The organism is Sphingobacterium sp. G1-14, from assembly GCF_002196555.1.
Taxonomy (GTDB): Bacteria; Bacteroidota; Bacteroidia; order Sphingobacteriales; family Sphingobacteriaceae; genus Sphingobacterium; species Sphingobacterium siyangense.
The window spans coordinates 1,210,775-1,231,257 of the sequence record NZ_CP021381.1; the positions used below are offsets into that span (position 1 = coordinate 1,210,775).

The 20,483-nt window shown below is 39.3% G+C and carries 16 protein-coding genes and 1 tRNA gene; 10 read left to right on the forward strand and 7 right to left on the reverse strand.

Going from position 1 to position 20,483, the window contains the following annotated elements:
* Positions 1-21 precede the first annotated feature (21 nt).
* Together CBM24_RS05130 and CBM24_RS05135 are read right to left on the reverse strand one after the other, a co-directional pair.
* The gene (locus tag CBM24_RS05130) at positions 22-324 is read right to left on the reverse strand and encodes a winged helix-turn-helix domain-containing protein (protein ID WP_075991269.1); all 303 of its coding nucleotides are present in this window, start codon (positions 322-324) and stop codon (positions 22-24) included.
* Positions 321-932: a hypothetical protein gene (locus tag CBM24_RS05135; protein WP_088160405.1), complete on the reverse strand. Its 612-nt coding sequence runs from the start codon at positions 930-932 to the stop codon at positions 321-323. The genes CBM24_RS05130 and CBM24_RS05135 overlap by 4 nt, the downstream gene beginning before the upstream one ends.
* Before the next feature lie 149 nt (positions 933-1,081).
* Between CBM24_RS05135 and CBM24_RS05140 the strand changes: the two genes are divergently transcribed.
* Both CBM24_RS05140 and CBM24_RS05145 read left to right on the forward strand, forming a co-directional pair.
* Positions 1,082-1,163: transfer RNA gene (locus CBM24_RS05140), tRNA-Leu, on the forward strand.
* A 68-nt stretch (positions 1,164-1,231) separates the two neighbouring features.
* Positions 1,232-2,557, forward strand: a complete 1,326-nt coding sequence (locus tag CBM24_RS05145; protein ID WP_088160406.1) for a trigger factor — start codon at positions 1,232-1,234, stop codon at positions 2,555-2,557.
* 335 nt (positions 2,558-2,892) lie between these two features.
* On the opposite strand, the gene CBM24_RS05155 is transcribed toward CBM24_RS05145, so the two are convergent.
* Positions 2,893-7,272 (reverse strand): translocation/assembly module TamB domain-containing protein, encoded by a 4,380-nt coding sequence (locus CBM24_RS05155; RefSeq protein ID WP_157698374.1) that lies wholly within the window; start codon positions 7,270-7,272, stop codon positions 2,893-2,895.
* 52 nt (positions 7,273-7,324) lie between these two features.
* Between CBM24_RS05155 and tsaD the strand changes: the two genes are divergently transcribed.
* Positions 7,325-8,326, forward strand: a complete 1,002-nt coding sequence (tsaD, locus tag CBM24_RS05160; protein WP_088160409.1) for a tRNA (adenosine(37)-N6)-threonylcarbamoyltransferase complex transferase subunit TsaD — start codon at positions 7,325-7,327, stop codon at positions 8,324-8,326.
* Between the two features lie 68 nt (positions 8,327-8,394).
* On the opposite strand, the gene CBM24_RS05165 is transcribed toward tsaD, so the two are convergent.
* Positions 8,395-9,216, reverse strand: coding sequence for a hypothetical protein (locus tag CBM24_RS05165; RefSeq protein ID WP_088160410.1), 822 nt, complete (start codon positions 9,214-9,216; stop codon positions 8,395-8,397).
* A 72-nt stretch (positions 9,217-9,288) separates the two neighbouring features.
* Between CBM24_RS05165 and CBM24_RS05170 the strand changes: the two genes are divergently transcribed.
* On the forward strand, positions 9,289-10,197 hold the full coding sequence (locus tag CBM24_RS05170) for an energy transducer TonB (RefSeq protein ID WP_088160411.1): 909 nt from the start codon (positions 9,289-9,291) through the stop codon (positions 10,195-10,197).
* Between the two features lie 100 nt (positions 10,198-10,297).
* Positions 10,298-10,834, forward strand: a complete 537-nt coding sequence (locus CBM24_RS05175) for a hypothetical protein (RefSeq protein ID WP_088160412.1) — start codon at positions 10,298-10,300, stop codon at positions 10,832-10,834.
* A 187-nt stretch (positions 10,835-11,021) separates the two neighbouring features.
* On the opposite strand, the gene CBM24_RS05180 is transcribed toward CBM24_RS05175, so the two are convergent.
* The 3 genes from CBM24_RS05180 to aspS form a co-directional block, all read right to left on the reverse strand.
* Positions 11,022-11,405 (reverse strand): acyltransferase family protein, encoded by a 384-nt coding sequence (locus CBM24_RS05180; protein ID WP_088160413.1) that lies wholly within the window; start codon positions 11,403-11,405, stop codon positions 11,022-11,024.
* A 7-nt stretch (positions 11,406-11,412) separates the two neighbouring features.
* A complete protein-coding gene (locus CBM24_RS05185; RefSeq protein ID WP_070564924.1) occupies positions 11,413-12,801 on the reverse strand; it encodes a LutB/LldF family L-lactate oxidation iron-sulfur protein in 1,389 nt (462 codons plus the stop codon).
* 96 nt (positions 12,802-12,897) lie between these two features.
* Positions 12,898-14,649 carry an aspartate--tRNA ligase gene (gene aspS / locus CBM24_RS05190; protein WP_088160414.1) on the reverse strand — a complete coding sequence of 584 codons (1,752 nt, stop codon included), beginning with the start codon at positions 14,647-14,649 and terminating at the stop codon, positions 12,898-12,900.
* A 435-nt stretch (positions 14,650-15,084) separates the two neighbouring features.
* On the opposite strand from aspS, the gene mraZ reads away from it, so the two are divergent.
* Genes mraZ through CBM24_RS05215 form a run of 5 tightly spaced genes read left to right on the forward strand, consistent with a single transcriptional unit; the run spans position 15,085 to position 20,480 of the window.
* Positions 15,085-15,546 (forward strand): division/cell wall cluster transcriptional repressor MraZ, encoded by a 462-nt coding sequence (mraZ, locus tag CBM24_RS05195; protein WP_070564930.1) that lies wholly within the window; start codon positions 15,085-15,087, stop codon positions 15,544-15,546.
* A gap of 4 nt (positions 15,547-15,550) precedes the next feature.
* Positions 15,551-16,465: a 16S rRNA (cytosine(1402)-N(4))-methyltransferase RsmH gene (rsmH, locus tag CBM24_RS05200; RefSeq protein WP_088160415.1), complete on the forward strand. Its 915-nt coding sequence runs from the start codon at positions 15,551-15,553 to the stop codon at positions 16,463-16,465.
* A 15-nt stretch (positions 16,466-16,480) separates the two neighbouring features.
* Positions 16,481-16,894 carry an FtsL-like putative cell division protein gene (locus tag CBM24_RS05205; RefSeq protein WP_075991280.1) on the forward strand — a complete coding sequence of 138 codons (414 nt, stop codon included), beginning with the start codon at positions 16,481-16,483 and terminating at the stop codon, positions 16,892-16,894.
* An 8-nt stretch (positions 16,895-16,902) separates the two neighbouring features.
* On the forward strand, positions 16,903-19,020 hold the full coding sequence (locus CBM24_RS05210; protein ID WP_088160416.1) for a penicillin-binding protein: 2,118 nt from the start codon (positions 16,903-16,905) through the stop codon (positions 19,018-19,020).
* Positions 19,020-20,480, forward strand: coding sequence for a UDP-N-acetylmuramoyl-L-alanyl-D-glutamate--2,6-diaminopimelate ligase (locus CBM24_RS05215; protein ID WP_088160417.1), 1,461 nt, complete (start codon positions 19,020-19,022; stop codon positions 20,478-20,480). The genes CBM24_RS05210 and CBM24_RS05215 overlap by 1 nt, the downstream gene beginning before the upstream one ends.
* Positions 20,481-20,483: the final 3 nt, after the last annotated feature.

Consider the following 20,483-nt stretch of genomic DNA (forward strand, 5'->3'; position numbering starts at 1 on the left):
CAAAGTAAATAGATAAAAAAATTATTTGTATTGTTGTTTTATTAAATTTTCAAGTGCAATAAGATGGTTTTCAAAGGCTTTAAGTCCTTTTGTCGTTCTTTTGTATCTGGTGTTCGGCTTCCGGTCAACAAAGCTTTTTTCGACAATAATGTATTCCTCTTTTTCCAATGTTTTTAGGTTGGAAGCAAGGTTACCATCGGTTACATCCAACAATTCTTTCAATGAATTAAAATCATATTCTTCATTGGCAGCGAGAACACTCATAATTTGGAGGCGAACTCTGTTTTCAAATATTTTGTCATATAAGGAAAGATCTAATTTCACGATTCGTACTTTTTGTAAACGATAAAACCATAGATGATGTGTAGCACACCAAATCCCAATCCCCACAATAGTAATCCGTTGTCCGGGAAACATATACCAATCAAACCCAGACAGATTTCCAGTATACCCAAGCCTTTTGCTTCGGCAAAGGTATAGATACTACCCGCAGTCAGTGCCAGTCCATAAAAGATCAGCAGCATAGCAGCAATCAGCTGGTAGTAGCCTTGGACAAAAAACAACAAGGATATCATGCCACCTGTTAGTAAAGGGATTGAAACTGCAAATAAAAGAGATTTGCTTGTAATGTTCCAAATCGACTGCTTATTTTTTCTCGCCTTTTTACGTGCCATTAGCCAGCCGGTCACTAGGGATGATAACAGGACGATCAGCGCAATCATTAAAAACAGTAGGGGCTCATTCAGATTTTTGCCCAATAGTAGAGCGGTACTTTCGGGTTGATGTATAATATAGTATCCCAATAGCGTTCCGACCAAAGCATAACAGCCCATGAGTACACCTGATAATCCGCTTATTGAAACAAATTTGGACGATTTTTCCATTAATGATCTGATCTGCCCAAGTTCTCTAAATAAATCTTTCTGTTCCATAAAAGTACTTTGATATTCAAAGTAAATGAATAATAATGAATTATGCAAGGGGTTGGGAGAATATTGAAAAAAAATAAAAAAAAGAGTAGAAAATACTTGCAGGATATAGGTTTGGTTTCTATCTTTGTGGCATCAAAAGAAATCCTAATGCGGAAGTGGCGTAATTGGTAGCCGCACCAGACTTAGGATCTGGCGCCGCAAGGCGTGGGGGTTCGAGTCCCTTCTTCCGCACTTGATGTCCTCCCGAACTTAAAACCTCGGGAGGATTTTTTTATGAATGCGATATAGCTAAAAAGAGTATGAATATTTCACACGAGAATGTAGATGCAATCAATGCGGTAGTCAACGTCGCATTAGCACCTGAAGATTATAATCCTCAAGTCGACAAAGAGATTAAAGCGCAAGCTAAAAAAGCAAAATTACCAGGGTTCCGTCCAGGTCAAGTTCCAGTGGGACATATCAGACGTACTTATGGTAAATCTATTTTATTTGATGAGATCAATAAATTAGTGAATGAGAAAATCACCAATTATATTGCTGAAAATAAATTAGAAGTTTTAGGTCAACCACTTCCTTTGGAAGATGATGCACAATACAGCTGGGATTATAAAGACAATTTCAACTTCAAATATGAAATTGGTCTTGCTCCTGCTTTTGAATTACCTTTTACTGCTGAGACTGAATTTACTTCGTACGAAATCAAAGCTGATGAAGAGACATTGGCAGATCGTATCAAGAACTTGCGTCGTAGCTATGGAAAAATGACTAATCCAGAAGTATCTGAAGAAGGTGATGTATTGTATGCAACATTGAAACAAGATAAAGAGGAAGGTCTAGAAAAAACAACTTCTATCCGCACAGATATCGTAGAAGATGCTAAGATCAAAAAATCATTAGTTGGTCTTAAAAAAGACGATGTTGTTAAGATTGATGTTAAAAAAGCGTTCAAAACTGAAGATTTAGCACGTATCTTAGGTATCACTGAGGAAGAAGCAACTGCTTTAGACGTCACTAAATTTGAATTGACTGTTAAGAATATCAACCGCTTAGAAGAAGCTGATCTTAACCAAGAATTTTTCGATAAATTATTCGCGGAAGGTGAAGTAACAGAAGAAGCTCAATTCACAGAAAAAGTGAAAGAAGAAGTTGAGAATTTATTCAAACAAAATTCAGATCAAAGATTACGTAATGATATGTATACTTTTGGTATGGAGAAGGTTGATGTATCTTTCCCTGAAGAATTCTTGAAAAGATGGTTGAAAGCAACTAACCCAAGCATTTCTGAAGAAGAATTGAACGAAGGTTTTGCTGATTTCTTGAATAACTTGAAATGGACAATCATCGAAAATCGCGTTGTTACTGAAAATGGTCTTGAAGTTAAATATGATGAAGTTATCAATTTAGCAAAAGAACGTATCTACGCGCAAATTAAGATGTACAACATCAACGAAGAACCTTCTGATGAGCAGTTGAACCAATTTGCAATTCAATTGTTGCAAGACAGAGAACAAGGTAATCGTTTGTTCGAAGAAGCTAAAGCTTTAAAAGTATTTGATCACTTGAAAGGTTTAGTGAAATTGAATGCTAGTGATATTGAATTCAAAGAATTCGAGAAATTAGCATAAGCGATTTTTAAAATAAAAAGAAAGTCCCTCCAATCTATTTGGAGGGACTTTTTTATTTTCAGCGCAGTGTGGTCGCAGCTTTTACACTATTCTTTTTTTTGTTGTTCATATCATCCAAAGATCGCCTGTGTCGGCCGTTATATGGAGCTGAAAAAAAGCTCTGCTGGTGGAATCGAGACGGACTCCCAGAATAGGGACAATGCGGTTGGAATAGGAGTTGGGCTGCCAGAATTGAAAGAGGTCTGCTTGAGTTGGAATGGTCCACTTGAGTTGAACGAGCTCAGCCAGAATTGAAAAAAGACCTGTTGAAATAGCCAAGGGTCTAAACGAAAACGTTAATTGACTTTGCTTTTCTTTGTTTCAGCAGGAGTTGTCGTAGTCGTCTTCTTGCCAAAAGGGAATAGCCTTTTCAAGAACTCCGAGAAGGTGTTGAATTCCTGCCGATAGAGTAATCCGAAAGCACTAATATATTCGCCGTCATTGGGGCTAAGAAGAAAGTTACGTGTATTTAGGCGATTGGAAGCACGTAGGACCAAACGTCCGTCTTTTCTTAAATAAAACATAGCCTCGGCATCGGTTGAGACCCGATCTGAAAATACATTCAAATCCGTTAGAGCCTGACTTCTACGGTCGGAGATACCTCCTGTCAAAACAAGCCTGTCGTTGAATAGACGCAGTGAGGCAGATGCATCATTTAAAGATTTGATATTAATATCAAAGAAATTGATGTTTAGCGATTGGGCTATGATGTTGTTGATTTGGTTGAATGCTATTTCTGTGCCTGCGGATAGCAAGGTGTTATTTACTTCTTTACCGAAGTCTGTCTGTGTACCAGGTGTAAAACTTCGTCTCACGATTAGGCTAAGCGCTTGTTGATTGACATTGTTGGCATCTGAAAAGTATCCTTGCAGTTCATCCTTAACCCCGGGGTTTTGTGGAAAGTTGATATCAAACGTGATTTCCGGCTGACTTAACTGCCCTTTTAGGATCATGTCGGCCTGTGCCAATACACGCTCGGGATTTTCTTCCCGGCCTGCTGCATTATACAAAGGCGCTAAGCTTGTTCTTTGTTGATAGATGGCATTGATATTGATATTCGCTTCGGTTGGGTTTCCTGCCCATCGCACTGTTCCGCCCTCTTTGAGATCAAAAATCTTGTTGATATAGTCTTGGGCAGTGAAATTGAATTTTCCACTGTTTATGATAAAATCCCCAAACATTTCAAAATCCCCCAATGAAGATATCCGCATGTTGAGATTGCTATTTCCCCTTCCTGATAATTCGCCCATACTGGAGAATAGATTTATTTCTGCATTCGGGTTGATCAAGAGGTCCATATTCATCGTCAGACCGTTGAAATCTCGTTTTTTAGTGTTTTTCTTCGTTTTGGTCGAGTCTTTCTCAATAAAGTAGATAAAGTCGGTATCTGAGATTGTACTGGCACTATTGAAGGGAATATTGATAATCGTATTTTCTTCGGATTTAGCACGGATATTGATGTTCATGGCCGAAGTTAGTCCTTTAAACTGAAAGGTGCCTGAAGCGTAAGCAGTGCCATAATATACATTATTGTCCTTTATTGTGGTATTTAATACCATGAAATTCTTGGTTTCGGCAGTTACATCGATATCGGGATCACTCAATTTGTTGAGATCTACAACGCCATCAATGGTTGCTACATTGTTTTTGGGATCGTATACTTTTAGCCCTGTGAGAAAAATTCGGTTATTGGTAACCGCAATTTCGTCGGAAAGGCGGTATGGCGTTTTTAGGTAATTGATGACCATCGAAGCGTTATCCAATTTTCCAGAACCCGTAATTTTGGGATTCAGGATGTCTCCTTCAATAGCAAGATCTGCAGTGACCTTGCCCTGCATATTGGATACTAAGCTTCGTAAAAATGGCTGAAAAACAAATACATCTGTATTTTCCAGTTTAGCTTTCAGATTAAGCTTATTGTTTTCGCTTAGGTGGTTATAGGAACCTTGTAACTGAATTAATTTATTTCCTTCCTCTATCTTGCTGTCTAGTTTAACCAATTGATTTTCGGGATCGTAGTTGGCATTCAGTGCTAATGAGCCGATCGGAATATTGTTATACAGGATAGGAGATGTTTTTATATTGGCGACAATAAAGGGTGCTTTGAATACGGAATTAACTTCAATATTTCCATTTAAATTTCCGGAGAGATTGATGCCATGGGGTTTGGTGATCCCATTTAGGGATGTAAGATTAAAGTCCTGAAATTTGAGATTGATCTGATCACTGACTTCGTTGGACAGGATGCCATCGATATGAACTTTTTGTTCGTCGTGACTCAGTGTTAGTTTTTCAAAGTACCATTTTCCTTTCGATATTTTCAATTGTGCATCATTATTGACAAGCCATCGCTCTCTATTGATTAAGATATTCGATGGATAGAAATTGATATAGGCAGGTTTGGCATGGGCAAAGCGTATGACGCCATTAAGATCCAGACTATTGCTTGCTTCAAGTTCCGACATTTTGATGTTGAATTGTAAACTATCGTTTGCCAAGGTGTTTGAAATATTGACGTTTTTAATATAGGTACTGTCGGTAAAATTTATGCGATCGATGGAGGTCTGCAATTCCATATTCTTCAAGTTGGCATTTTGATCGACAATCAGGTGAGTTAGCCGAATGCCATTGTACTTGAATTCGGGTGCGTAAAAATTAAAACTGGCCGTTTGTTTTTCACTTTCAAATTTTGCATTGAGCGTTGCACCGCTGTCTAACGCAATGTCCTTTCGAAAGAATGTTGCGATCGGCTTAAAAGAAGTTATATTAATATTCAGGTCAAAGTCCTGGCGATTAAAAATGTTGTTTTCAAACCCGATTGCCGGAGCGTAGCGCATGGCTAAAGCTTTAAAATAAGGAACAATTGTATTGAGGTCTATTCTTCCTTTGAGATCAATGTGTCCGATAGCCGACTGCAAGGTTAGGGAGCGTGCATTTTCATCTCCTTCGGCAAGGAAATTGATGTTGCGGATGACGAATTGGCCCTTAGAGGAAGTGAAATTGACACTGTCTGATTTAAATTCGCCGGTAATATTATTGATGTTGTCCCCAATTAAACTGGTGTGGAATTTCGTGTTAATAATGTTGATGGAATCCCCTTGAAAGAAGTTGAGTTTTTTTAGATTGGCTCGTTGGATATCAGCATCCAGGTGATAGTTGGGTTTGACAGACCAATCGATATCTGTGGTAAACTGTAGTTTTAAATTTGGATCATATATTTGCCCTGAAGCAAGAATTAACTGTTTCTCTGTATTTCCTTCAATTTGTATACGTTGATAACTGTAATTCTTGTAATTGAAATTACTAAGATCTCCTTTTATCTTTAGGCTCATTTTCTTAGGATCGGTACCTGTTCCGTCAACCTGTAAATTGAAGCCTGTTGCTCCCAGATCTTTTAATTTTGTTATCGTACCTACATCGAATTTTTTAGATTGAAAATTGCCCGCATATTTTATTTCCTTCTGGATATCCAGTAAGGCATCAGCCTCAACATTACCGATCGCAGTCGTGAAAACTCCCTTTGTCTTAAATTTATTGTATAATCCATTTAGGCTGCCTTTGAATGAAAATTTGTCGAAGATCTGGACAATTTCAGGGAGTTTGAAATTTTTTAGATTTCCGAGATCTGTAATAACTGCATTTAAGTCTTTGTGCTCAGAAGAAATTGCTATGCTGGGAACAATAAATTTAGTTTTGTCGATATCTGGTAGACCGATAATCTGGAGGTCGCCTGCTAAACTAGTTTTTTTTCCAATTGTTAAATCGACCTGTGATGCGTTGATGGAAGATACAGTTCCTTCTAGATTTGCCCGCTTGATATTGACGTCAAATTTGACTTGGTGCATAGGCGAGGAAAAGAAAGCAATATCCTCGGAGTGAATACGGGAGTCCCGTGCAAGAAGTTTTACATGAACTTTATTGATGAAGTCCGAAAAATCGTCAAAGTTGTTGTAGCTAAGTTTGATGTAATTTTTGAATGTAGAACGGTTGGTGGCTAGCATAAGCTCACTGAGCTCGATACTTGTATTGCTTACCTTCGTTTGGGCAAGAAGGCCCTTGATCTCTAAACCCTTCTTTTCGCGAAGATTGAATGTCTTGATGTTCGCTGAAATTTGATTAGAATCGATTTTTATCTTATCAAAATGGGCGTTAAGTTTGGAAATCCCTAAATCTCCAAAATCGACGACTTTATTGTAATGTTTACGTCTATGGTTAACATAGTTAAACGCATTGTTCTTAATAACAAGTTCCTTTAAATCGAAGATGATTTTTTTTGAACTTTTCTTTTTCTTTTTCTTAGGTGGGTTGAAATAACGAATTAAAAATGAGATGTTTGAGCTGTCCTGAAATTGCTCAAAAGTAGCTTGGGTACCCTCAATGGTTAGTTTGTTGATCACAATCTTGTTCAGTTCAATGAACTGAGAAAGGTTGACGTTGGCTTCTAACCTTCCTGATTTTAATATTTCTTTTCCCTGTGGACTATAGAGTTGAAAATCTTCTACTACAATAGATTTAAAAGGTTTGAAATAGATACTTTTGAGGCTTATTTTGGTGTTTAGTTCGTTGGATAAATAGTCGACAGCTTTTTGGGCAACATAATTTTGTACCGGTTTCAACTGTAGGGATAACGCCAATGCAAGCAGTATAATGAATATACTACCAAGGACTATTGACACTATTTTAATTATTTTTTTGATACTTTTGTATTAAAATTTATTACCTCAAGCTATGGCTATTATTTTAGGGATTGAATCCTCTTGTGATGAAACCTCCGCTTCTATCTGTATTAACGGTGAAATACGTTCAAATGTTATTGCAACTCAGGCAATCCACGCAAAATATGGTGGAGTGATTCCCGAGCTCGCTTCACGTGCTCATCAACAAAATATTATTCCAACGGTGGAAGAAGCCATTCGCCAAGCAAAAGTAAGCAAAAATCAAATAGATGCAGTGAGTTTTACGCGGGGACCTGGATTATTAGGTGCACTTTTGGTGGGAACATCTTTTGCCAAATCATTTGCACTCGCACAGAATATCCCTTTAATTGATATAAACCATATGCAGGCGCATATTCTGGCTCATTTTATTGAGGATCCGAAGCCTAGTTTTCCGTTTTTATGTCTTACTGTTTCTGGTGGTCATACGCAAATTGTGTTGGTAAAGGATTATTTTGAAATGGAACTTTTGGGAGAAACATTGGATGACGCTGCAGGGGAGGCTTTTGATAAAACAGCTAAAATCCTGAATCTTCCTTATCCTGGTGGACCGCTTATTGATAAATTTGCAAAAGAAGGTAATCCGGCAGCTTATCGGCTTCCTGAACCCCAGATCCCTGGTTTAAATTTCAGCTTTTCAGGATTGAAAACCGCGATATTATATTTGGTTCAAGATCAATTGAAACAGAACCCGGATTTTCTGACCCACAATATGGCCGACTTATGTGCTAGTGTACAATCGCGTATTGTATCCATCCTGTTGAATAAACTAAAGAAAGCGGCAAAGGAGACAGGGGTAAAGGATATTGCCATCGCAGGCGGCGTTTCGGCTAATTCTGGCCTGAGACAAAGCTTAATTGAAATGGGTGAGAAATACAATTGGAGGGTGTTTATTCCAAAATTTGAATACTGCACCGACAATGCCGCGATGATTGCTATTGCAGGTTATCACAAATTTTTAAAGAAAGATTTCGTAGGACAGGACGTCGCTCCTATGGCTAGGATGCATCTGTAGTTAATACGGGTATTTGAGTTTCCCCGGGCACTATCCTTTTGTACTGGGGAAACTTAAAATGGTTTATTTTATAAGGGGGAACTGTACCCATAGGCCTGTGCCGTAGAGGTAAATAAGTTTTTCTTTGGCTGGTAAAAGTTCAGTTCATAACCCTCAGCACCCCAAAAGATACTGATAAAACTAATTCCTTGCTCAGAACGTAATACTGTTAGTATCTGAAAAGCCTCGTTGTCAAACTGACCGCCATCATCAACACGCCAAGTGCTGATATCATCGTATAAAGCCGGGAAATCCAAATTGATCAGCTGTTCATCCTTTGCGTAGGAAAATACAGCTAAAGCAGAGTCTTGTTGATTTTCAAACACAGTAAGATTAAACTCGGACTGATCACTGAGGATGGCAACTGTTGTACTTTTATTAATCTTCCTATTGTATTTCTTCTCAAGCTGCTCCCTAATTTCTGGAGAAGTTTCTTTTTGAATTTTTGTAAACTTCTCAATTTTATACTGGTCTATAAAAGCTTTATTGACAAGCATACCAAATTCGCCAGATTTAATCGCATCGCTAATTTTAAATAATGAACCTTCGCTATTTGCGAAGTTCTGAGCGGTCTGTCTTCCGTTACTCTCTTTATTATCCATTTTATTTTGAACAAATTCAAGCGGACTGACCTGATTTTCCACAATGACATAATTATATTTTTCGGGACCCTCCATTGCTTGATCCATAGGAAGAGCGATTAGTGAGTCCTTTTGCTGGTTTAAAAAACCAAAATATGGCGAAATTGTCTCTTCCTTATTTTCATGCTTAATTGCAGTCTTGGATTGATTTTGATTGTTACCACAAGCATATAATGTAAGTAGAAAAATAGCTGAAAAAAGTGACTTCATAAGTATTTTGAATTTTTTTGTGAAATATAAGGCTTTCCCTCATCATAATGAAAAGATTTAAACTTTAATGTTATGATGAACTCTAAATTGAATATCTACCGCAAAGAATGGCTGGACGTTATTTTTGCGGGTCGCAACAAAATGTACGGTGCTTATGAGTTGCGAAATCTCTCTGATAAAGCAACAAATGTGGGTTTGGGAATTGTTGTTTCTTTTGCAGTTTTGCTGATCGCAGGATCCTATGCATATAATAAATATTTTAAGCAAACTGTTCCGGCCGTGATTTATACGGTACAAGATATTGGGCCCGACATGCTGGAAGAAATTCAAAAGAAGGTAGAGGAAAAAGAGGAGGTTCCTGAAGAACCTGTCATGATGCAGGAGAAAGCCCCGCAGCAGGTTGCCCAAGATGTGTCCAAATTTGATTTGGTTAGAATGCCCGATATAAAAGTGGCCAAAGCAAATCAAGTTACGGAAGAACTTGTGAGTCAGGATGAGTTGAAAAATCCCAATACAATGACCTCAAGGATCACATTGAAGGCAAGTCCATCGGGTACATATATTGCGCGTGGTGAATTTGGTTCTTCAAAAAGGGATGGTGATATTACAGGTTCTAAAGATGGTTCATTATCCGGAGGTGGAACTGATGATAATTCTAACAATACATTTACATCAGTAGAAATTATGCCAACACCTGTAGGGGGACTACCTGCGTTTATGAAGTGGATCGCCGAGAATTATAACTTTCCACAACAGGCTTTGGATCAAGGGGTATCTGGTGTTATAGAGGTTTCTTTTGTCGTTGAAAAAGATGGGTCACTAACAGATATTGCTGTTAAACGTGATATGAAATTTGGTACGGGAGATGCTGCGATAAACTTATTGAAGAAAGCGAAAAAATGGAAACCTGGAGTACAAAATGGACTTAAAGTGCGTGTAGCGTATACATTACCGATCCGTTTAAGTGCTGTCTCACAATAAATGCTTCTTAACTTTATTTAACAGATCATCAATTAAACTTTCGATAGCCGAGAAGACTCTTACTGATAAATAAGTTGAAAAAGGGTACTTATTAAAAAGAATGATTGTTGGTTTTATAAAAAATAAAGAAATGAAAAAGTTGATGTTAAGTTTGGCGTTATCTGGATTGATGTTAGCCGGTTTCGCTCAAGAAAAAAAAGATGTTAAACCAGAAATGAAAGAAATGCAAACTTCCGTGCATAAACATAAAATGGGAAGAATGCACGATGGTTTTAAAAATAAAACTCCAGAGGAAGTTGCTAAGATGAAAACTGATCGCATGGATCAAAAATTGAAATTTACAGATAAACAGCGTAAAGATATCTATGCCTTTAATTTGAAGCAAGCAAAAGACCATCAAAAAATGGCTGCCGAACATCAGGAACATCGATCAAAAATGAAAAAGCAACGTGTGGCAGAACATGAAAAAATGATGGGAATGTTAACTCCAGAGCAACAAAAAACGTTAAAGGATTCCTACGCTGAAAATCGTAAAATGCACAAAGAACATTGGAAAAAAGACAGACAGCTAAAAAGAAAGGACTTTAAAAAAGGTGAAGTAACTAAAACAAATGATGCAGAGGTAAAAGCATCATAAAAATTAAACAAGGATAGTTTTCATATTAAATATTGGTGAGTGTTAGTAGAGGAGGGAACCATTGGTTCCCTCTTTCTTATTATGTAAGCTCATCCTTATTACCTAAGTTCGTCATTTATTCGAAGTGTTTTGTCTAGCTCAAGGTTACATGATTGCAAAATGCTTCGGTACTCCCATTAGGATACGCTTATTTGATAAACCTTCTTGTTATTGAATTACTATCCATCAGCTTGGTGATCAGAAAACTTAAGCTAAAACCTAGGAGCGCTATGGAGAGGATTTTCAGTGTGGCTGGAAGATTAGGAATAGTCAAGAAGATGTCTGTCAATGCTTGAACAATGATAAAATGCGCTAAGTAAATACCAAACGTGGCTGATGAAAGGCGTTTTATCCATTTAGATTCGGGTATCTTCAGTTTTTGAACGACAAGAAAAATAGAAATGGTCATCAACGCTACGTTGATATTACAGAAATACCAAATAACCTCGAGATTGGCATAATTTCCTGGATAGTACTTTTGAGTCGCCAAGAAGCCAAAAAATGTGGCATTCGTTTGATCGTCTAATGCCACTTTTTTGTTATTCTTTATTTTTTTGATGTTCTTTCCATTGTTTAGAGAAAGATTTGTCTGCCAATTTGGGTAGTTCCCGTTGATCTCCCCAGGTTTTCTGAAAGAGTTTTTTGAGGAAGAAATTTTTGAATTTCCCACCAAAAAAATCGATTAGTTTTCTTCGCATTATCCCGTAGGTGAACCACTGCCATACTTTTTGTTCCGTTTTTGTTGCCAGCCCCTGATCAACTGAATCTTTTCTGTTGACGAGAAGCATGCGCTGTATGTCAATACCAACGGGGCAGACCTCTGTACATTTTCCACAGAGTGTGGAAGCGTAGCTTAGGTGTTTGAATTCTTTCATGCCATTTAAATGTGGCGATATGAGCGATCCAATTGGGCCCTGATAAGTCGTTTCATAGGTGTGTCCACCGATGTTCTGGTAGATTGGGCATACATTCAGACAGGCGCCACAACGGATGCAGTACAAACCCTGACGTTGTTCTTTTTGGGCTAATAGCTTGCTGCGGCCATTGTCAAGCAGTATAACATACATTTCTTCGGGGCCATCTGATTCATAAGGCTGTTTTGGCCCAGTGAGTAGCGTATTGTATACCGTTAGATTTTGACCCGTGCCATGTGTGGATAGGAGTGGCCAAAAGACTTCTAAATCTTGTACGTTGGGAATGATTTTTTCTATTCCAACGACGGCGATATGTGTTTTGGGGAAGGTCGATGTCAATCGGGCGTTTCCTTCATTTTCGGTAATTGCTATACTTCCAGTTTCGGCAATTAAGAAATTGGCTCCGGTAATCCCAATTTCTGCCGATAGGTAGCGATCTCGAAGTAATTCACGGGCCTTCATTGTAAGTTGCTCCGCAGATGCATCTAGCGGTGTGTCAAATTTCTCGTGAAAAAGCTTGGCGATATCTTCCAGGCTCAAATGCATGGCCGGCGTAACAAAATGATAAGGTTTTTGATCCAGCAGCTGAATGATATATTCGCCAAGATCAGTTTCTATGGCTTCAATGTTTTTGGAGGCCAGAAAATGATTAAGCTCGATCTCTTCTGTCGCCATCGATTTTGACTTTACGACAGATTTTGCTTTTTTACGCGCAATGATCGAATAGATTTCGTCCAAGGCTTCCGTAGCATCATTGGCCCAGATTACTTTTCCGCCTCGAGCCGTGAAGTTTGCTTCAAATTGCAACAAATAGCGATCGAGATTTTCCATGACCTTCCATTTTATCAGGTTCGCTTTTATCTTGCTATTTTCAAGGTCCGCAAATTTGCTCTTGCCTTTTTCGAAAGCCATGCTGTATTTGTCGATATTGTAATTGATAATATCGCGGTGTTTGGTGTCAAATGCTTTTTGCGCACTTTCCTTAATAAACGTATTAGCGGTACTCTCTGCCATCTAATCTGCTAATTTTTCACAAAAAAAGTTGGTAAAAATTACCAACTTTTAAATATACTGTTAATAAATTGTTTCTCGAAAATCGAGTTAAATAATTTATGCTTTTATCGCAATATTTAAGCTTAGCTCGTCCAGCTGCTCTTGGTGAATGGTTGACGGTGCGTCAATCATAACATCTCTTCCCGAGTTGTTTTTTGGGAAGGCAATGACGTCACGGATAGAATCTAAACCTGCCAATAAGGATACTAGTCGGTCAAAACCAAAAGCCAATCCGCCATGTGGAGGAGCACCGAAGGTAAAGGCCTCCATAAGGAATCCAAATTGTTTTTTTGCTTCTTCAGGACTGAATCCTAAATGTTTGAACATGAGCGATTGAAGCTCTCTGTCATGGATACGGATTGATCCACCACCTACTTCTACACCGTTTAAAACAAAGTCATAGGCATTTGCCCTTACTTCTCCGGGATTGGTATCTAAAAGCGGTATATCTTCCGGTTTTGGTGAAGTGAATGGGTGGTGCATTGCATGGAAACGGCCACTTTCTTCGTCCCATTCCAATAGTGGGAAATCAACGACCCATAATGGAGCAAAGGTTTCTTTGTTGCGGAAACCAAGTTGTGACGCAACTTCAAGGCGTAATTCATTGAGTTGTTTGCGAACTTTGTCTGTTCCACCAGCCATAATTAACAATAAGTCGCCAGGTTTCGCGTGGAACGCTTCTGCAATTGCCGACAGTTGTTCTGGCGTGAAAAATTTATCAACGGACGACTTCACTGAACCATCTTCATTCACGCGCGCATATACCAAGCCCGTTGCACCAATCTGTGGACGTTTGATAAAATCGGTCAAAGCATCCAGTTGTTTTCTGGTATAATGTGCACAATTTTCCGCATTGATACCAACCACTAACTCTGCTGCATCAAATACAGGGAAACCTTTTCCTTTGGCAACCTCGTTTAGTTCAACAAACTGCATTCCGAAACGGATATCCGGTTTGTCTGATCCGTAAAGGCGCATCGCATCTGCGTAAGTCATACGCGGAACATTGCCTAAGTCGATACCTTTGATTGTTTTGAAGATATGTTTTGCAAGTCCTTCAAAGATATTTAATACATCTTCCTGTTCTACAAAAGACATTTCACAGTCTATTTGCGTGAATTCTGGTTGGCGGTCTGCACGCAAATCTTCATCACGAAAACATTTTACAATTTGAAAATAGCGATCAAATCCTGAAACCATCAATAATTGTTTGAAGGTCTGTGGGGATTGTGGTAACGCATAAAATTCTCCAGGATTCATACGGGAAGGTACGACAAAGTCGCGTGCTCCCTCCGGAGTTGATTTAATCAGGTATGGAGTTTCTACTTCCAGGAAGTTTTGGGAGTCAAGATAACGGCGTACCTCTTGTGAGGTCTTATGACGTAAAATAAGGTTTTCACGTACGGGGTTACGACGCAAATCCAGGTATCTGAACTTCATTCTGATGTCATCACCACCATCTGTTTCATCTTCTATTGTAAAAGGGGGTAATTTAGCGGCATTTAATATTTCAAGATTTGAAACCTTGATTTCAATGTCTCCAGTGGAGATTTTAGCATTTTTATTAGAGCGTTCGATAACTTCTCCGGTTACCTTGATGACATATTCTCTTCCGAGCTCACGGGCACTTGCGCGCAAGGAAGCATCATCATCTGCATTGAACGTTAATTGTGTGATACCATATCGGTCTCTAACATCGATGAAAGTCATACCGCCCAAATCGCGCGATTTTTGAACCCATCCACTTAGGGTAACCGTTTTCCCTAAGTCAGCTAGTGTTAATTCTCCACAAGTGTGTGTTCTGTGCATATCGTTATGAAAATTATATTTGACGCAAAATTATTGGTTTTACTCGACAATAACGAATTCTGTTTAGGTTATTTGAGTAGCGTTCTCCCACTTTCTTCCACATCTTTTCTTTCTGTTTTTGTTGTCTCCCACTTTGCCCCCTTTTGAGAGAAAAATTGGGTAAAATTAAATTTCTAAAGAGGAAATTTTTACAATTCATTTCTGATTTTGATAAAAAAAAGAGCGAAAAATCGTGTCTCGTGTAATAGTTTGTTTTGCTGATAAATTGGGGTTTAACTGCTTGTAAATAAGGTTTTACATGTGTTTCATTCCAAGAGTACTTCTGTTTGTTGTAGCTATTTGTCGATGTGGAAAACTTTTTTATGTGATAAAGTGGGGGAAAGTGGGAGAAAGTGTATACTTTTACATTTAAATTAGAATAGGATAATTGACGACATGACTCAGTTGATCGGAGAATTCGAATGCAAGTTAGACGCCAAAGGAAGAATGGTGTTGCCAGCTGCGCTCAAGAGGCAAATGCCTCATGTAGAGCGGGATGGCCTTGTAGTGAATCGCGGTTTTGAGAAACATCTGGTATTCTATCCAAGAGAAGAGTGGGATTTGATGACGGCTAAGCTGGCGAAATTGAATCAATTCGATCCTAAAGTACGGGCGTTTGTTCGTGCTTTTACGCGTGGCGCTACGGAATTAACGTTGGATGCTGCGGGGCGTGTTTTGTTACCAAAAAGTTTGTTGGAATTTGCGGGCATAAGCACTGAATTGGTTTTGGCTTGTCAGTTTAATAAGATTGAGGTTTGGTCAAAAGAAGGATATGAGGAATTGATGGGTGATGGCGGAGTAGAGGATATATCATCTTTGGCGGCAGAGGTAATGGGGGATATTAATTTTGGACTATAAGCGTATGGAGAATGTATATCATGTTCCGGTAATGTTGCAAGAATGCATGGATGCTTTGGCTATTAAGCCGGATGGTATCTACGTGGATGTAACTTTTGGTGGTGGTGGTCATTCTCGGGAGATTTTGAAGAGATTGGGGCCAAAAGGGAAACTGTTTGCTTTTGATCAGGATCCGGATGCATTGGAGAATGCAATTGACGATCCTCGTTTTACATTGATACATCAAAATTTTAGGTTTTTAAAGAATAGCCTTCGGTTGGAAGGAGTGCGTTCTGTAGATGGTATTTTGGCAGATTTAGGTGTTTCCTCGCATCAATTTGATGCGGCTGATCGTGGGTTTTCTATTCGCTTTGACGCGGATCTGGATATGCGTATGGATCAAGTTGGTGATTTAGATGCGAAGTCGCTTTTGGCGACTTATTCGGAGGAGGATCTTCACCGCATTTTTGGGATGTATGGTGAAATCATGAATGCCAAGTCGCTTGCGAAAACAATTGTTACTGCGCGTTTGACACAGCCAATCCAGACTGTTGCCGAATTGAAAGAGGTGATTCAACGGATGGTTCCCAAAGGTAAAGAACATAAGTATCATGCGCAGGTGTTTCAGGCGCTTCGTATAGAAGTGAATCGCGAGCTGGAAGCCTTACAGGAATTTTTATTGCAAACAGTTGATGTGCTACATGTTGAAGGTCGATTGGCGGTGATGTCCTATCACTCTCTGGAGGATCGTTTGGTCAAAAATTTTATGGCCAAAGGGAAGTTTAAAGGAGAAGTTGAAAAGGATTTTTTTGGAAATGAAATTAAGCCATTTCATGTGTTGAGCCGTAAAGCAATTACGGCATCTGCGCAAGAGTTGGCGTTAAATAATAGATCGCGCAGTGCGAAACTGCGTATTGCTGAAAAGTTGGATTTGTCTTAAAAATGGAGCGAGAGGATGAGCAGAAATACGATAAGACAGAAAGAATTGAGTGAAGAAGTTCAGGAGGAACTACAAGAAACTGTCGAAGAAAAGGCGGAACAAACAGAAGCGTTTATTAAAACGCTTTTTACCGTTGGAGACCTTTCGTTAAATAAAATATTGCAGTACTTGCCGTTTGGAGCCTTTATCGCTTTTCTGATGTTGTTGTATATTTCCAATCGTCATTTTGCAGAGCGAACTATTCGGAGTATCGATAAAGTGAGTAAAGAGGTGAAGGAATTGGGCTGGGATCATAAATCGCTCTCCGCCGAACTGATGAAAATGTCTACACAGACAGAAATTGCCAAACGTGTAGATTCGCTGGGATTGAAAGAGCGTGTGGAGCCACCGATCAAAGTTGAAGTTATAGAGAATAAGGAAGATAAATAGGAAGAGTTATGAGTATCAGAAATACGATTCTTGTTCGTGTCTATTTTGCTTTTGGGCTTATCGTACTACTTGCGTTTTTGGTATTTGGAAAAATGACAAAGTTGCAGTATGTCGATGGAGAGCATTGGAAAGCTTTAGCGGATAGCCTTTCTATTCAGGAACGAGAGGTTGAGGCTGCTCGTGGTAATATCTATTCAAATGACGGAAGCTTGTTGGCAACATCAGTGCCTGAATATGAGCTTCGTTTTGATGCAATGGCTATTCCGGAAGAGGGTGAAGAGTATTTCAATTTGAAAGTTGATTCCTTGGCTATTAAACTTGCTGATTTTTTTAAAGATAAATCATCGCGGCAGTATTTGACATTATTAAAACAGGCGCGCAATAAAAAACAACGCTACTTGTTGCTCAAACGTAATGTGTCACATCAGGATTTAAAACGGGTAAAACAATTTCCTTTACTTAAATCTGCTCGTGTCAACAAGGAACGTTTTCCAAGTTGTTTGATTACTGATAGGCAGAATAAGCGCATCTTACCTTTTGTCAATCTCGCTGCGAGAACCATCGGTTATAAAAATGTGAAAGAAGATATTCATGTTGGACTGGAAGGTGCGTATGGAGAATATATCGACGGAAAAAGCGGGAAGAGGTTAATGCAGCGTATTGCCGGTGGGGTATGGATTCCTGTCAACAAAGATATTGAGGTTGCTCCGGTTGATGGGTCTGATATTATCTCGACCATTGATGTGAATATGCAGGATATGGCGCAAAGGGCCCTGGAGAAGCAGATGATTACAAGTAACGCGGATGAGGGCTGTGTTGTGATGATGGAGGTGAAAACAGGAGAGGTGCGTGCGGTGGCCAATTTTATGCGTGATAAAGATGGGGTCTATCGTGAAAAGTTCAATCTTGCAATTGCGCAAAGTGCAGATCCAGGTTCAACATTTAAGTTGGCTTCTTATTTGGCATTGATTGATGATAAGAAAATAGACTCGAGTACAACAGTGAATATTGGTAATGGTAATTGGCCAATTTACAAGCATACCATTCGTGATTCACATGCGCCTAAGAAGTCTATAATTTCTGCGAAAAGGGCCTTTGAGGAATCGTCGAATGTGGGTGTTACTAAGTTTGTTTATCAGGCTTATAAAGATAACCCAGATCAGTTTACATCAAAACTGCATTCTTTTGGTTTTGGAAAAACGCTAGATCTGCAAATTCCGGGTGAAGGGGTGCCCTTGGTGAAATCTTCGAAAAGTAAAAGCTGGAGTGGGTTGTCGCTGGTACAGATGGCTTACGGCTATGAAATGAAAATTACGCCATTGCAAACGTTGACATTTTATAATGCTGTCGCAAATAATGGTAAGTTGATAGCGCCGCTATTTGTTAAAGAAATTCGGCATTTAGGAAATACAATTCAAACGTTTCAAGCAAAAGTCATTAATGAAAAGATCGCCTCGGATCATGCTTTAGCAGAGGTGCGGGGAATGATGGAAGGTGTTATGACTGAAGGGACAGGTAGAAGTGTTGCTAGTCCATTGTATAGTTCTGGTGGTAAAACAGGTACAGCACAGATGGCTGATGGCTCGAGAGGGTACGGTGCTAGACGATATCAATCTTCATTCGCTGGGTATTTTCCAGCCGAAGATCCAAAATATTCCATTATTGTCGTGATTCGTAATCCGAGAAATGGATATTATGGGGCATCGATTGCAGGTCCTGTATTTAAAGAGCTTGCAGACATGGTATATGCAAACGATATGGAGATGGAGGGGAAAAAGACGTTTAAAGCAGTCAATGTGGGCGGAAGAATGCCATTGACTTTGCAGGGGTCGAAGGAAGCTAGTAAAAAAGTGTACGATAAGTTGGGAATTAATACCGTGAATTGGGATACGATTGCACGGGGAGAGGTGGATACCTCGACACGAGGCGTACCATTCATAGATTTAAAATATAAAGAAGGAATCGTTCCGAATGTTGTCGGAATGGGATTGATGGATGCTTTATATGTTGTGGAGAATGCAGGATTTAAAGCGCACGTGACAGGAAAAGGAAGAGTTGGAATGCAGTCGTTAGCTGCAGGACAGAAACTGGCTTTTGGAACGGCGATAAATTTAGAACTTAAGTAATGATGGATTTAAAAAAAGTATTGCATGCTATTCCTGTACAGCAGGTTGTAGGGAACCTTGAAGAGGTCGATGTGCACTCTTTGTGCTTTGATTCCAGAAAAGTGGAGTTGGGAAGTTTGTTTATCGCAGTGCGGGGTGTTCAAACAGATGGTCATTTGTTTGTAGACAAGGCAATTACTTCGGGAGCAAGAGCCGTTATTGTAGAGGAGTTGCCAAAAGAGACGTTAGACTCTGTTGCCTATATATTAGTAGCTGATTCGGCATATGCTTTGGGTGTGGCTGCCGCTAATTTTTACGGAAATCCTTCGGAACAGCTGAAGTTGGTCGGTGTGACAGGCACAAATGGTAAAACGACAGTAGCTACATTGTTGTTTCAGCTGTTTACTGAGTTGGGCTACCATGTAGGTTTATTATCTACGGTGCAAAACCAGATTGGAACGAAGATTATACCAGCAACGCATACAACACCAGACCCTATTCAATTGAATAAATTGTTACGGGATATGGTTGATGATGGCTGTGACTATGCATTTATGGAGGTTAGTTCACATGCTGTCGTTCAGGAACGTATTGCAGGCTTGGTGTTTGCGGGTGCAATATTCACGAATATTACGCATGATCACCTTGATTTTCATAAAACTTTTGATAACTATATTAAAGCGAAAAAGAAGTTTTTTGATGATTTGGATGCGAATGCTTTTGCTTTGACGAATGCTGATGATAGAAATGGTCAGGTCATGCTTCAAAATACAGTGGCACACCGGAAAAGCTATGGCTTGCGTTCTGGTGCAGATTTTAAAGCAAAGGTGATCGAAAGCCATTTCGATGGTATGTTGATGAGTGTTGACGGACAGGAAGTATGGGTGAAATTGATCGGCGATTTCAATGCATATAACCTTTTGGCGGTTTATGCTGCCGCTATCTTGCTTGAGCAGGAAACGGTGAAAGTGTTGACCGCACTCAGTACCTTGAAAGGAGCAGAAGGACGATTTGAAACGATGAAATCGGCTTCGGGTGTTTTTGGAATTGTAGACTACGCGCATACACCTGATGCGGTTGAAAATGTGTTGAAGACTATAAGTTCATTGCGACGTCCAGAGCAAAAAATCATTACGGTGTTAGGATGCGGCGGCGATCGGGATAAGACCAAAAGACCTGAAATGGCAGAGGCGGCTCTGCGTTATAGTGACCGTTTTTTAATTACATCTGATAATCCGCGGACGGAAGATCCTTATCAGATTATTAGAGATATCGAAGCTGGTGTGGCAGCAGACCAAAAGGCGAAGACGCTTTCTATAGCGGATCGTAAGGAGGCCATACGCACAGCATATCAGCTGGCTAATCCGGGGGATATTATCCTAGTGGCAGGAAAAGGGCATGAGAAATATCAAGATGTAAATGGTGTGAAGCATCATTTTGATGATAAAGAAGTTTTAGAGAATACATTTAACGAACAATAGAAA